The organism is Kitasatospora sp. NPDC058170, assembly GCF_042883905.1.
In the GTDB taxonomy this organism is placed as follows: domain Bacteria; phylum Actinomycetota; class Actinomycetes; order Streptomycetales; family Streptomycetaceae; genus Kitasatospora.
Genome location: NZ_JBHVUV010000001.1, coordinates 587,572 through 601,111, shown reverse-complemented (window position 1 = coordinate 601,111; position 13,540 = coordinate 587,572). Strand labels below are relative to the sequence as shown.

Sequence of the window (13,540 nt, the reverse complement as noted above, 5' to 3'; positions counted from 1 at the left end):
CTGCACAGGCCCGGCACCGAACGTTCCCCCGGAGGTGAACGGTGATGGCACAGCCCACCTTTGAGCAGCTGTTCCAGACGGCCTCGCGGTCCTCGGTGCACCTTGAGATGCGCGACGCCTACATGCTGGACGACCCTGCCTACCGTGCATGGCAGAACGGCCGTGTCGCACTCGGCGGCGCCGACGAAGTGCACTGGCGCGGCCTCGTCCGCTCAGCGGTCGACCGCGGAGTCGAGGTACGCCGCGCCCGCATCGTCTCCGAACCGCTGAGCGACTACACGCGCTTCGAGTACGACATCACCGAGCAGCACAACATCGCGGCCGGCGAGCAGGTCCGCTGGCTCCCGCGGCGTCGCGCCACCGCCCTCGCCCTTCCGGGCAACGACTTCTGGCTGTTCGACGATGAGGTCCTGCTGATCAACCACTTCGCCGGAAACGGCGACTGGACAGACACGGAGATCGTCGACGACGCCGAGGCCGTCAAGCTCTGCGCCACGGCATTCGAGGCGGTATGGGTCCGCGCGGCTCCGCACGCGGACTACCGGCCCGGCTGAGCGGATCGACGGTTTCCCCGTGCCATCGCCCTACTCAGCCGTCCACCAGGCCAAACAGGCTCTCGGCCGACGCCTGCGCGAGATCCGGAAGGACTCCGGACTCACCGCGCGGGCGCTGGCCGCGTCGGCCGGCTGGCACGAATCGAAGTGCTCGCGCCGCCGATGATGGTGCATCACTGGCTGCTCAAGCCCGGCCGGATGGTCCAGGGCACGTGGGCGAGTGCCGTGGAGGCGGTCGGCTGGTTGGCCGGGGAGTGGCGGCGGCTGGACGCGCCGCCGCCCCTCGCCGCGGCCCTGTCCGAGGCCGACCGGTGCCGGAGCGCCCAGGAGCAGCTGGAGCAGGGCGACGACGCGGTGTGGGCCGGGTGGCTGCCGGGCGGGCGGTTCGTCTCCCTGGCCGCCGTCTGCTGTCCCCACCGGGGGCTCCACGGCCCCGCGTTGCCCTGCCCCTCGGCTCTCGGCGCGAGCGCGGGGCCCGCCCCGGGGAAACCGGCTGGCGGGCGGTACCGCCCGCCCGGCAGCATGGCCGTATGACGGTCACCATCAGCGCCCGCCCGCAGTACGAGTCCACCGCCGTTCGCCCGGCCTGGCGCGACCTTCCGGCCGCCGTCCGGCAGTTGGTCGTGCGGCGGGTCGGCGGGGCGGTCGCGGGGGTGACGACCGTCGGCGGCGGCTTCACCCCGGGGTTCGCCGGCGTGGTCCGGGGGCCGCACGACACGCAGTTCGTCAAGGCGGTCGACACCGCCGCCCACCCGGTGATCGCCGACTGCTACCGCCGCGAGGTGGAGATCAACCGCGCGCTGCCGGCCGGCGTGCGCGCGCCCCGGGTGCGCTGGGCGCAGGAGGCGGCGGGCTGGCTGGTGCTCGGCTTCGACGCCGTCGACCGCGCCCGGATGCCCGCCGACCCGTGGCGGCCCGAGGAGTTGGCCGCCACCCTGGAGGCCTGCGCGGCCTACGCCGAGGCCCTGGCGGCGCCCTCCCCGGAGCTGCTCGCCCTCGGCCTGCAGCCGATCGCCGAGGCGGAGACCTTCGACCACTGGCGGCGCCTCGCCGGCGGCGCCACCGACCCGCTGCCCGCCTGGTTCCCGCGCGAGCTGATCGCCCCGCTGGCGGAGCTGGAGGCGGGCTGGGCCGCGGCCGCCACCGGCGGCTCCGTCGTGCACCTGGACCTGCGCCGGGACAACGTGCTGCTGGACACCGACGGCCGTGCCTGGATCTGCGACTGGAACTGGCCCTGCCTGGGCGCACCCTGGTTCGACCTGTCCCTGGTGCTGGCCACCGCCCACGCCGACGGCCACGACGCGGACGCCCTGTTCGCCGCCCAGCCCGTCGCCCGGGGCGTGGCGCCCGAGCAGCTGGACGCCGTCCTGGCCGGGCTGGCCGGCTACTTCCTGGTGACCGGCGCCCAGCCGGATCCGCCCGGCACCACCCCGGCGCTGAGCCGCCACCGGACCTGGAGCGGCGAGGTCGTCCTGCGCTGGCTCTCCGAACGCGGCGCCCTGCCCGGCCGGTTGACCACCTGAGACCGCGCAGGAACGCACGGGGACAGGCGGGAACACGCGTGCTGCCCCCTCCTCGACCCGAGGAGGGGGCAGCATCCGCACGCCGGAGCGGAACCCGGACTAGAACGGGAAGCGGCTGCGCCCGTGCTGGATGGAGATCCACTTCACGGTGGTGAACGCGTCCACCGTGGACTCGCCGTTGAGGCGGCCCACACCGGAGTTCTTCTCGCCGCCGAACGGCACGGCCGCCTCGTCGGCGATGGTCCCGTCGTTGATGTGGATCATGCCGGTCTCGATCCGCTGCGCCACCCGCACACCGCGCTCCACGTCGGCCGTGTGCACCGCGCCGCTCAGCCCGAACGGGGTGTCGTTGGCGATCCGGACGGCCTCGTCCTCACCGTCGAAGGGGACCACCAGCACGACCGGGCCGAAGAGTTCGCGCTGCAGGATGGGCGCGTCCGCCGGCAGGCCGCCCAGGACCACCGGGTCCATCAGGCTGCCGTTGGTCTCGCCGCGCAGCAGCGCGGTGGCACCGGCGGCGACGGCGTGCTCCACCTGGGCGGTGATGGAGTCGGCCTGGACGGGGTTTATCAACGGGCCGATCTGGGTGGCCGGGTCCTTCGGGTCGCCGACCTTCAGCGAGGCGACCTTGCGGACGAACTTCTCGGTGAACTCCGACTCGATGCTCCGGTCCACCAGCACCCGGTTGGCGGCCATGCAGACCTGCCCCTGGTGGGCGAAGCGGCTGAACACTGCCGCGTCCACGGCGTAGTCGACGTCGGCGTCGTCCAGGACGATCAGCGCGCTGTTGCCGCCGAGCTCCAGCACGGTCCGCTTGAAGTGCGCGGCGGCGACGGTGGCGACGTGCCGGCCGACCTTGTCGGAGCCGGTGAAGGAGATCACCTTGGGCACGGGGTGCTCGATGAAGGCGTCGCCGATCTCGGCGATGTCCGTCACCACGACGTTCAGCAGGCCGGCCGGCAGGCCCGCGTCCTCGAAGATCCTGGCGATCAGGGTGCCGCCGACCACCGGCGTCTCCTGGTGCGGCTTGAGCACCACGCCGTTGCCCAGCGCGAGGGCCGGCGCGACGGCCTTCAGCGAGAGGAACAGCGGGAAGTTGAACGGGCTGATCACACCGACGACGCCCACCGGCAGCCGGTAGAGGCGGTTCTCCTTGCCCTCCACCGGCGAGGGCAGCAGCCGCCCCTCCGCCCGCAGCGCCAGGGCCATCGACTCGCGCAGCATGTCCTTGGTGAGGGCGAGTTCGAACCCGGCCTTGAGGGCGGTGCCGCCGAGCTCGGCCATGATCGCGCCGGTGATCTCGCCCTCGCGCTCCTCGATGATGCGCAGCGCGCGCTCGAAGACGAGCCGGCGGGCGTAGGGGCTGGTGGCGGCCCACTCCTTCTGCGCCCGCTCGGCGGCCCGGTACGCCCGGTCGACCTCCTCGACGGTGGCGACGGTGATGGTGGCCAGCTTGTCGCCGGTGTAGGGGTCGACGTCGACGATGTCCCAGGAGCCGCTGCCGTTCAGCCACTCGCCGTCGATGTACTGCAGCGCCAACTCGGAGAAGTACGACATCTGATCCCTCTCGTGCCGATTCGGGAAGGCTCAGGGGCCTTCACGATCAGATCTGATCAGCACTCATCGTACTTACGCCGGAGAGCTCTTGGCGTACGGAGCGAAGAAGTTCCCGTGTCCGCTCGGGGGAGAGACTGTCGGCCGCCAGCGAGTCCATCGCCTCCGAGTACTCGGCGACCTCCACCGGCTTGTCCAGGTACAGCGCGCTGGTGAACTGCTCCAGGTACACCACGTCCGCGAGCTCCGGCTCGGCGAAGCGCAGCACCGAGAAGGCGCCGCCCTCGGCCCGCAGGCCGCCGAAGCCGAGCGGCATCACCTGGAGGACCACGTTCGGCAGCTCGGTCAGCTCCAGCAGCCGGTCGATCTGCGCCCGCATCACCTCCGGCCCGCCCCAGGGGCGGCGCAGCGCGGCCTCGTCGAGGACGGCCAGCAGCCGCGGTGCCCGCTCGGCGGTGAGCACCTCCTGGCGCTTGAGGCGGACCTCCACCCGCCGCTCGATCTCGTCCGGCTCGGTGACGTGGCCGCCGACGGCGATCACGGCGCGCGCGTAGTCGGCGGTCTGCAGCAGCCCGTGCACGAACTGGACCTCGTAGCTGCGGATCTCCGCGGCGGCCTCCTCCAGGCCGACGTAGTTCTGGAACCAGCCGGGCAGCACGTCCCCGTACCCGTGCCACCAGGAGGTGGCGTTGGCGTCCCGGACGAGTCCGAGCAGCGAGGCGCGCTCCTGCTCGGCCTCGACGCCGTAGAGCGTCAGCAGGTCGGCGACGTCGCGCTCCTTGAAGCCGACCCGGCCGAGTTCCATCCGGCTGATCTTGGACTCGGAGGCGCGGATCGAGTACCCGGCCTCCTCCCGGCTCACCCCTCTGGCCTCCCGGAGCCTGCGCAGCTGGGACCCCAGTAGCAGGCGCCGCACCGTGGCGCCCCCACCAGCCTGAGTCGTGCTCATCGCGTCCAACCTCCGCACCTCGCGCAGCCCCCCGGCCGTCGGCCGCAGTCTGCCATCTGGCACGGACAAACAACAGTCCGTCAGCGCATGCGTTCCAGGCGTAGCAGCCCGGGCACCGCGGCCACGCTGACGACCAGCAGGAAGAGCCAGGGCCAGGCGGCGCCCCGGCCGAGGAGGAGGGTGAGCAGGGCGGGGGCGACGGCCTGGCCGAGGTTCCAGGAGAGTTGGTAGACGGCCAGGTAGCGGCCGCGCCGGGCGGGGTCGGCGAGGGCGACGCTGAGGTCCTCGCGGAACGGCGTGCCGACGGCCTCGGCGACGTTGTAGACGAACATCGCCAGGTAGAGGCCGGCCACGACGGCCCAGCCGGGGGCGGCGGCGAGGGCGGCGAACAGGCCGAAGGCGAGCGCGTTGAGCAGGGCGCCGGCCGCGACCACCCGGGTCGGGCGGAAGCGCTCCAGCCGGCGGGCCACCACGTTCTGGGTGAGGACCACCTGGACGCCGTTGAGGACGAGCAGCGAGCCGGCCAGCCAGGCCTCGCGGTGCAGGCCCTCGGTGAGGTAGACGGCCAGCAGCATGCTGATGATCATCGAGGCGAAGACGAAGGTGAGGTTGACGGCGACCAGCAGCAGGTACCGGCGGTCGCGCAGCACCGCGGCGTAGCCGCCCCGCTGAGCCTCCCCCGTCGCGGGCTCCGGCGCGTCCGCCGCGGCCTCCTGCGCCGCGGCGCCGCCGCCGGGCCTCCAGGAGGCCAGCAGGCCCGCCGCGAGGGCGTAGCTGGCCGCGTTGAGCACCACCAGGGCCCGCAGGCTCGCCGTGCCGCCCCCGGCCACCAGGAAGGCGCCGAGCGCCGCGCCGAGGCCCATGCCGGTGTTGCGCAGCGTCTGCACCAGGGCGAACCAGCGGGTCCGCTCGCCCTCCTCCGAGGCGAGCACCACCAGGCCGGTGCTGGCGGTCCAGTAGGCGACGTGGCCGATCTGGGCGAGCAGGCAGACCAGCACGATCTGCCAGGCCTGTCCGGCGAGCAGGAACCCGCCGTAGGCGACGGCGGAGAGCACGTTGCCGCAGGCCGCCACCGCGCGGGCGCCGTGGCGGTCGATCAGCGGGCCGACCACGATCGCGGTGGGCAGGGCGAGCAGCCGGGCGGTGGAGACGGCGGCGCCGATGGCGGCCACGCCCAGCGTGGTGGTGCGGGCGAAGAAGACGAGGGTGAAGGCCAGGATCAGCCCGGTGCCGAGGCTGTCGATCAGGTGTGCTCCGACCAGGCGGTGGCGGCCGGTGGTGTCCGGGAGGCCGAGCCGGTCCCGGAGCGGGGTGAGTTCGACGGTGGTCATGCACCGAGCCTCTCGGCGATGATCAACGAAGCCCAGAGATTCCATCCTGGTCGAATCCTGGTCCCGCCGCGATCATGATCAACCCACCCGCCGTCACGCCACCGACACGCCACCGACACCGCCGCCGCCCGACGAAGGAACACCGTGCTCACCTTGGACTTCTCGGCCCAGGACCTGGCCGCCACCCGGTTCGCCTGCTCGCGCGTCATGGAGGTGGTGACGAGCATCCAGGTGCTCAAGGACCCCGGTGCCAAGGCCGTCCACCTGCCGTGGGTGCGCCAGGCGCGGGAGCGGCTGGCGGCCGCCGGCGTCCGGTACGAGCTGCTGTCGCAGCTGGTGCCGATGCCGGCCTGGCACCTCCCGCACTTCCTGATCGCGGCCCCGGCTGCGACGGCGCCCGGCATCGAGGCGGAGCTGGCCGTGCTGGCGGCCACCGGGCCGGAGACCGTCCGGGCCGACCTGGTGGGCGTGACGCTGCCGCTGCCGCCCCTGGTGGCCGCCCTGCACGAGGATCCGGCGGCGGGCCTGGAGCGGCTGGCCGGCGAGATCCGGGCGTACTGGGCCGCGGCCGTGGAGCCGTACTGGGGCCGGATCGTCCGGCTGGTGGAGGGCGAGATCCTCTACCGGGCGCGCCGGATGGCGGCGGGCGGTCCGGCGGCGCTGTTCGACGGGCTCCACCCGAAGGTGCGGTGGGAGGACGGCCGGATGACGGTGGCGCAGCGGCGGTACGAGATCGAGCGGCGGCTGGAGGGCGGGCGCGGCCTGGTGCTGGTGCCGGCGGTGTTCGTCTGGCCGGGCATGGTCTGGCACGCCGAGGCGCAGGGGCAGCCCGGTCTGGTCTATCCGCCGCGCGGGGTCGCCACGCTCTGGGAGACCTCCGGCGCCACCGTCCCCGACGGGCTGGCCAGGGTGATCGGACGCACCCGGGCCCGGCTGCTCGCCGAGCTGGACGCCCCCGCCTCCACCACCGAACTGGCCGCCCGCACCGGGCTGTCCGCGGCGAACGTCTCGCACCACCTGACCGCGCTGCGCGAGGCCGGGCTGGCCGACCGGCACCGTACCGGTCGCACCGTGCTGTACCTGCGCACCCAGGCCGCCGAGCTCCTGCTGGGCGGCTGACCCCGACACCCCGCAGACGCCGACCACCCCGCGGACGCCGACCACCCCGCGGACGCCACCCACCCCGCGGACACCGCGCCGCCGCGGGCGCCCCGGGAAACGCAAAGGCGGCGTCTGCCCCCAACTTGGTCGGGGAGAGGGCAGACGCCGCAGGGACCGCGTTGGCCCGGCGACTCTGGCGGGAAGCGGTTCGTGCAACCCGGCGATGCGGCGCCGGGCGGTCTAGCGGGCCGTTCAGACCACCAGCGGGCGGTCCGTGGGCCGGATCGGGGCGGGCAGCGCGGTCTTGCCGCCCAGGTACACGTCCACCGCGGCGGCGGCCGAGCGGCCCTCCGCGATGGCCCAGACGATCAGCGACTGGCCGCGGCCGGCGTCACCGCAGACGTACACGCCGTCCACGTTGGTGGCGAACCTGGCGTCCCGCGCCACGTTGCCGCGCGCGTCCAGGTCGACGCCGAGCTGCTCGACGAGGCCGTTCTTCACGTCGGTGCCGGTGAAGCCCATGGCCAGGGTGACCAGCTGCGCCGGGATGGCGCGCTCGGTGCCGGGCACCGGCTCGAACCGGCCGTCCTTGAACTCGACCTCCACGAGGTGCAGTTCCTGGACGTTGCCGTCCTCGTCGCCGGTGAAGCGGGTGGTGTTGACCGCGTAGACGCGGCCGTCCTTGCCCGCCTCCGGCGAGGAGGAACCCTCGGCCCGGTCGCCCGCCGTCCTGGTCTCCCGGACGTAGAGGGCCTCCTCGTGCGCCGAGGTGACCTTGTAGGTCATCGGCATGGTCGGCCAGGGCTGGTGGCCGGGGCGCGCGTCGCTCGGGCGCGGCATGATCTCCAGCTGGGTGACCGAGGCCGCCCCCTGGCGCAGCGCGGTGCCGAGGCAGTCGGCGCCGGTGTCGCCGCCACCGATGACGATGACGTGCTTGCCCTTGGCGGTGATGGGGGGCTCCACGAAGTCGCCCTCCTGCACCTTGTTGGCCAGCGGCAGGTACTCCATGGCCTGGTGGATGCCCTTGAGCTCGCGCCCGGGCACCGGCAGGTCGCGGGCCGTGGTGGCGCCGGCGGCCACGACGACCGCGTCGAAGCGCTCGCGCAGCTGCTGCCCGGTGATGTCCTCGCCGACGTGGACGCCGGTGCGGAAGCGGGTGCCCTCCGCGCGCATCTGCTCGATGCGGCGGTTGATGTGGCGCTTCTCCATCTTGAACTCGGGGATGCCGTAGCGCAGCAGGCCGCCGACGCGGTCGGCGCGCTCGTACACCACCACGGTGTGCCCGGCCCGGGTGAGCTGCTGGGCGACGGCCAGGCCGGCCGGGCCGGAGCCCACGACGGCGACGGTCTTGCCGGAGAGCCGCTCGGGGATCTGCGGCGTGACACCGCCCCGGTCCCAGGCCTTGTCGATGATGGTGACCTCGACGTTCTTGATGGTCACCGCGTCCTGGTTGATGCCCAGGACGCACGCGGACTCACAGGGGGCCGGGCAGAGCCGGCCAGTGAACTCCGGGAAGTTGTTGGTCGCGTGCAGCCGCTCGATCGCACCGGTGAAGTCGTCCCGGTAGGCCAGGTCGTTCCACTCGGGGATGAGGTTCCCGAGCGGGCAGCCGTTGTGGCAGAACGGGATGCCGCAGTCCATGCAGCGGCCGGCCTGCTTGGTGATGATCGGCAGGAGGCTGCGCTCGACGTAGACCTCGTTCCAGTCCCGCAGACGCACGTCCACGGGCCGGCGCTCGGCCAGCTGCTTGCCGGTGGTCAGGAAGCCCTTGGGGTCAGCCACGTGCCGCCTCCATCATCTTGCGAGTGGTCTCGGCCTCGGAGAGGCCATCGCGCTCAGCGGCGTCCTTGGCGGCGAGCACAGCCTTGTAGTCGGTCGGCATGATCTTGGAGAAGCGCGAGACGCCGCTTCCCCAGTCGGCCAGGAGCTCGGCGGCGACGGTGGAGCCGGTCTCCTCGTAGTGCTGCTGCACGGTCTCGCGCAGCCATTCGCGGTCGGCGGCGGTCGGGGCCTCGATGCCCACCATGCCGTCGTTGACGTTCGCGGGGCGGAGGTCCAGCACGTAGGCGATACCGCCGGACATGCCCGCTGCCAGGTTACGCCCGGTCTCGCCGAGGACGACGACCCGGCCCCCGGTCATGTACTCCAGGCCGTGGTCGCCCACGCCCTCGACGACCAGGGTGGCACCGGAGTTGCGGACGCCGAAGCGCTCGCCGGCCTTGCCGCGCAGGTGGACGCGGCCGCTGGTGGCGCCGTAGCCGATGGTGTTGCCGGCGATGACGTGGTTCTGGGCGTCGGCGCCGATGGCGGCGGCGTCGCGCGCCGGGCGGACGATCACCACGCCGCCGGACAGGCCCTTGCCGACGTAGTCGTTGGCGTCGCCCTCCAGGCGCAGCGTGATGCCCTTCGGGACGAAGGCGCCGAACGACTGGCCGGCGCTGCCGGTGAAGGTGACGTCGATGGTGCCCTCGGGCAGGCCCTCGCCGCGGTACCGCTTGGTCACCTCGTGGCCGAGCATGGTGCCGACCGTGCGGTTGACGTTGCGGATCGGCAGCTGGATGCGGACGGCGTCGCCGTTCTCCAGCGCGTCCTGGGCCAGGTCGATCAGCTGGTTGTCCAGGGCCTTGTCGAGCGCGTGGTCCTGCGTGGTGGTGCGGTGCAGGGCCGCGCCCTCGGGCAGCTCGGGGACGTGGAAGAGCGGGGCCAGGTCGAGGCCGGCGGCCTTCCAGTGGTCGATCGCGGCGGCCGCGTTGATGTGCTCGGCGTGGCCGACGGCCTCCTCGATGGTGCGGAAGCCCAGCTCGGCCAGGATCTCCCGGACCTCCTCCGCGATGAACTCGAAGAAGTTCACCACGAACTCGGGCTTGCCGGAGAAGCGCTCGCGCAGCACCGGGTTCTGGGTGGCGACGCCGACCGGGCAGGTGTCCAGGTGGCAGACGCGCATCATGATGCAGCCGGAGACCACCAGCGGGGCGGTGGCGAAGCCGAACTCCTCGGCGCCCAGCAGCGCGGCGATGACGACGTCGCGGCCGGTCTTCAGCTGGCCGTCGGTCTGCACCACGATGCGGTCGCGCAGGCCGTTGAGCAGCAGGGTCTGCTGGGTCTCGGCGAGGCCGAGCTCCCAGGGGCCGCCGGCGTGCTTGAGCGAGGTGAGCGGCGAGGCGCCGGTGCCGCCGTCGTGGCCGGAGACCAGCACCACGTCCGCGTGCGCCTTGGAGACGCCGGCCGCGACCGTGCCGACGCCGACCTCGGAGACCAGCTTCACGTGGATGCGGGCCGCCGGGTTGGCGTTCTTGAGGTCGTGGATCAGCTGGGCGAGATCCTCGATGGAGTAGATGTCGTGGTGCGGCGGCGGGGAGATCAGGCCGACGCCCGGGGTGGAGTGCCGGGTCTTGGCGACCCACGGGTAGACCTTGTGGCCGGGCAGCTGGCCGCCCTCGCCGGGCTTGGCGCCCTGGGCCATCTTGATCTGGATGTCGTCCGCGTTGACCAGGTACTCGGAGGTGACGCCGAAGCGGCCGGAGGCGACCTGCTTGATCGCGGAGCGGCGCTCCGGGTCGTACAGGCGGTCCGGGTCCTCGCCGCCCTCGCCGGTGTTGGACTTGCCGCCGAGGCGGTTCATCGCGATGGCCAGGGTCTCGTGCGCCTCGCGCGAGATGGAGCCGTAGGACATGGCGCCGGTGGAGAAGCGCTTGACGATCTCGGAGACCGGCTCGACCTCGTCGACGGGGATCGGGGCGCGGCCGAGGCCGTCCAGCTGGAACAGGCCGCGCAGCGTCATCAGGCGCTGGGACTGCTCGTTCACCCGGTCCGTGTACTGCTTGAAGATGTCGTACCGGCGGTTGCGGGTGGAGTGCTGGAGCCGGAAGACGGTGTCCGGGTCGAACAGGTGCGGCTCGCCCTCGCGGCGCCACTGGTACTCGCCGCCGATGTCCAGCGCGCGGTGCGCGGCGGGGATGCCGGAGGCCGGGTAGGCCTTGGCGTGGCGGGCGGCCACCTCCTTGGCGACCTCCGTCAGGCCGATGCCGCCGAGCTTGGTGGTGGTGCCGGCGAAGTAGGCGCCGACCAGCTCCTCGGAGAGGCCGATGGCCTCGAAGACCTGCGCGCCGCGGTAGGAGGCGACGGTGGAGATGCCCATCTTGGACATGACCTTCAGCACGCCCTTGCCGAGCGCCTTGATCAGGTTCTTGATGGCCTTCTCGGGCTCGATGCCGTCCAGGAAGGTGCCCTGGGCGACGAGGTCCTCGACGGACTCCATGGCCAGGTAGGGGTTGACCGCGCCGGCGCCGTAGCCGACCAGCAGGGCGACGTGGTGGACCTCGCGGACGTCGCCGGCCTCGACCAGCAGCGAGACCTGGGTGCGCTGCTTGGTGCGGATGAGGTGGTGGTGGATCGCGGAGGTGAGCAGCAGCGAGGGGATCGGGGCGTGCTCGGCGTCGGAGTGCCGGTCGGAGAGCACGACGATCCGGGCGCCGTCGGCGATCGCGGCGTCGGCCTCGGCGGCGATCGCGGCCAGGCGGGCGGCCAGGCCCTCGCCGCCGGTGGCGACCTTGTAGAGGCCGGACAGCGTCACGGCCTTGAGGCCGGGCTGGTCGCCGTCGGCGTTGATGTGGACGAGCTTGGCCAGCTCGTCGTTGTCGATCACCGGGAAGGTGATGCCGACCGAGCGACAGGCGGCGGCCTCGGCGGCCAGCAGGTTGCCCTCGGGGCCGAGGTTGCTCAGCAGCGAGGTGACGAGCTCCTCGCGGATGGCGTCCAGCGGCGGGTTGGTGACCTGCGCGAAGAGCTGCACGAAGTAGTCGAACAGCAGGCGCGGCTTCTCGGAGAGCGCGGCGATCGGGCTGTCGGTGCCCATCGAGCCGAGCGCCTCGCCGCCGGTCCTGGCCATCGGCGCGAGGATGACCCGCAGCTCCTCCTCGGTGTAGCCGAAGGTCTGCTGACGGCGCGTCACCGAGGCGTGGGTGTGCGCGATGTGCTCGCGCTCGGGCAGCTTGGCGAGCTGGATCTGACCGCCCGCGACCCACTCCCCGTAGGGGTGCTCGGAGGCCAGCGCGGACTTGATCTCCTCGTCCTCGACGATGCGGTGCTCCGCGGTGTCGATGAGGAACATCTTGCCGGGCTGCAGGCGGCCCTTCTTGGCGACCTTCTCCTGCTCGATGTCGAGCACGCCGACCTCGGAGGAGAGGACGACCAGGCCGTCCTCGGTGATCCAGTAGCGGGCCGGGCGCAGGCCGTTGCGGTCCAGCACGGCGCCGATCTGGGTGCCGTCGGTGAAGGTCACGCAGGCCGGGCCGTCCCAGGGCTCCATCAGGTTGGAGTGGTACTGGTAGAACGCGCGGCGGGCCGGCTCCATGGTGGCGTGGTTCTCCCACGCCTCCGGGATCATCATCAGCACCGAGTGTGGCAGCGAGCGGCCGCCGAGGTGGAGCAGCTCCAGGACCTCGTCGAAGGACGCCGAGTCGGAGTGGTCCGGGGTGCAGATCGGGAAGATCCGCTTCAGGTCGCCGGGGATGAGGTCGGTGGCGAGCTGGGACTCCCGGGCGGTCATCCAGTTCCGGTTGCCCTTGACCGTGTTGATCTCGCCGTTGTGCGCGACGAAGCGGTACGGGTGGGCGAGCGGCCAGCTCGGGAAGGTGTTGGTGGAGAAGCGCGAGTGCACCAGGCCGAGCGCGGAGGCGTAGAGCCGGTCCGACAGGTCGGGGAAGAACGGCTCCAGCTGCCCGGTGGTGAGCATGCCCTTGTAGACGATGGTGCGCGCGGAGAGCGACGGGAGGTAGACACCGGCCTCGCGCTCGGAGCGCTTGCGGACGACGAAGGCGAGGCGGTCCAGCGCGATGCCCTCGACGCTGTCCTTGGCCAGGAAGAGCTGGCGGAAGCGCGGCATCACCGAGCGGGCGGTGGCGCCCAGCAGGTCCGGGGTGACCGGGACGTCGCGCCAGCCGAGGACGGTCAGGTCCTCCTCGGCGGCGATGGCCTCGATGCGCGCGACGGCGGCGGCGTCGGCCCCGTCCTCGTCGGGGAGGAAGGCGATGCCGACCGCGTACGCGCCGGCGGCCGGGAGCTCGAAGGCGACCTTGGCCCGCAGGAAGGCGTCCGGGATCTGGGTCAGGATGCCCGCGCCGTCACCGGAGTCCGGCTCGGCGCCGGTGGCACCCCGGTGCTCCAGGTTGCGCAGCACGGTGAGCGCCTGCTCGACGATCCTGTGGTCGGCGATGCCGGTCAGCGTGGCGACGAAGCCGACGCCGCAGGCGTCGTGCTCGTTCCGCGGGTCGTACAGGCCCTGAGCAGCAGGTCGCGCATCCGGAACGAGCGCGTACGGCGGGCGCGCGGCGCCGGCCTGGGGCTCGTTGGCGGAGTGCATGGATGCAGACAGCATCGGCTCTCCCGTCGTCGTCTTGAGCAATGAGCTTGTGCAATAGGGACGACGTTGGCCCTCTGCGATTTCGTGCAGGTTACATGATGCCGGAGATCCCGGGAAGTGGAATCCTGCGTCCACATGGCGGACATGACCCCAGGTCAGGGGCTATT

Annotated in this window: 10 protein-coding genes; 5 read left to right on the top strand and 5 right to left on the bottom strand. The window is 72.5% G+C overall.

Features of this window, described 5'->3' with window-relative positions; all coding sequences use genetic code 11:
• Positions 1 to 44: 44 nt before the first annotated feature.
• The 4 genes from ACFVVX_RS02740 to ACFVVX_RS02725 are packed head-to-tail and all read left to right on the top strand — an operon-like array spanning position 45 to position 2,077.
• Entirely contained in the window at positions 45 to 554 is a 510-nt protein-coding gene (locus tag ACFVVX_RS02740) for a DUF6879 family protein (protein WP_387940581.1), read from the top strand.
• A 19-nt stretch (positions 555 to 573) separates the two neighbouring features.
• Positions 574 to 720, top strand: coding sequence for a helix-turn-helix domain-containing protein (locus ACFVVX_RS02735; RefSeq protein ID WP_387940579.1), 147 nt, complete (start codon positions 574 to 576; stop codon positions 718 to 720).
• A complete protein-coding gene (locus ACFVVX_RS02730; RefSeq protein ID WP_387940577.1) occupies positions 717 to 1,088 on the top strand; it encodes a hypothetical protein in 372 nt (123 codons plus the stop codon). Before ACFVVX_RS02735 ends, ACFVVX_RS02730 begins: the two co-directional genes overlap by 4 nt.
• Complete coding sequence (locus ACFVVX_RS02725; RefSeq protein WP_387940575.1) at positions 1,085 to 2,077, top strand: phosphotransferase family protein; 993 nt, start codon at positions 1,085 to 1,087, stop codon at positions 2,075 to 2,077. The genes ACFVVX_RS02730 and ACFVVX_RS02725 overlap by 4 nt, the downstream gene beginning before the upstream one ends.
• Before the next feature lie 99 nt (positions 2,078 to 2,176).
• On the opposite strand, the gene ACFVVX_RS02720 is transcribed toward ACFVVX_RS02725, so the two are convergent.
• The 3 genes from ACFVVX_RS02720 to ACFVVX_RS02710 form a co-directional block, all read right to left on the bottom strand.
• The gene (locus ACFVVX_RS02720; protein ID WP_387940573.1) at positions 2,177 to 3,634 is read right to left on the bottom strand and encodes an aldehyde dehydrogenase family protein; all 1,458 of its coding nucleotides are present in this window, start codon (positions 3,632 to 3,634) and stop codon (positions 2,177 to 2,179) included.
• A 46-nt stretch (positions 3,635 to 3,680) separates the two neighbouring features.
• Positions 3,681 to 4,580 carry a helix-turn-helix domain-containing protein gene (locus ACFVVX_RS02715; RefSeq protein WP_387940571.1) on the bottom strand — a complete coding sequence of 300 codons (900 nt, stop codon included), beginning with the start codon at positions 4,578 to 4,580 and terminating at the stop codon, positions 3,681 to 3,683.
• Between the two features lie 80 nt (positions 4,581 to 4,660).
• A complete protein-coding gene (locus ACFVVX_RS02710) occupies positions 4,661 to 5,911 on the bottom strand; it encodes an MFS transporter (protein WP_387940569.1) in 1,251 nt (416 codons plus the stop codon).
• 144 nt (positions 5,912 to 6,055) lie between these two features.
• On the opposite strand from ACFVVX_RS02710, the gene ACFVVX_RS02705 reads away from it, so the two are divergent.
• Complete coding sequence (locus ACFVVX_RS02705; protein WP_387940567.1) at positions 6,056 to 7,030, top strand: helix-turn-helix domain-containing protein; 975 nt, start codon at positions 6,056 to 6,058, stop codon at positions 7,028 to 7,030.
• Positions 7,031 to 7,264: 234 nt separating this feature from the next.
• On the opposite strand, the gene ACFVVX_RS02700 is transcribed toward ACFVVX_RS02705, so the two are convergent.
• Both ACFVVX_RS02700 and gltB read right to left on the bottom strand, forming a co-directional pair.
• Entirely contained in the window at positions 7,265 to 8,794 is a 1,530-nt protein-coding gene (locus ACFVVX_RS02700) for a glutamate synthase subunit beta (protein WP_387940565.1), read from the bottom strand.
• A complete protein-coding gene (gene gltB, locus ACFVVX_RS02695; protein WP_387940667.1) occupies positions 8,787 to 13,289 on the bottom strand; it encodes a glutamate synthase large subunit in 4,503 nt (1,500 codons plus the stop codon). The genes ACFVVX_RS02700 and gltB overlap by 8 nt, the downstream gene beginning before the upstream one ends.
• Positions 13,290 to 13,540: the final 251 nt, after the last annotated feature.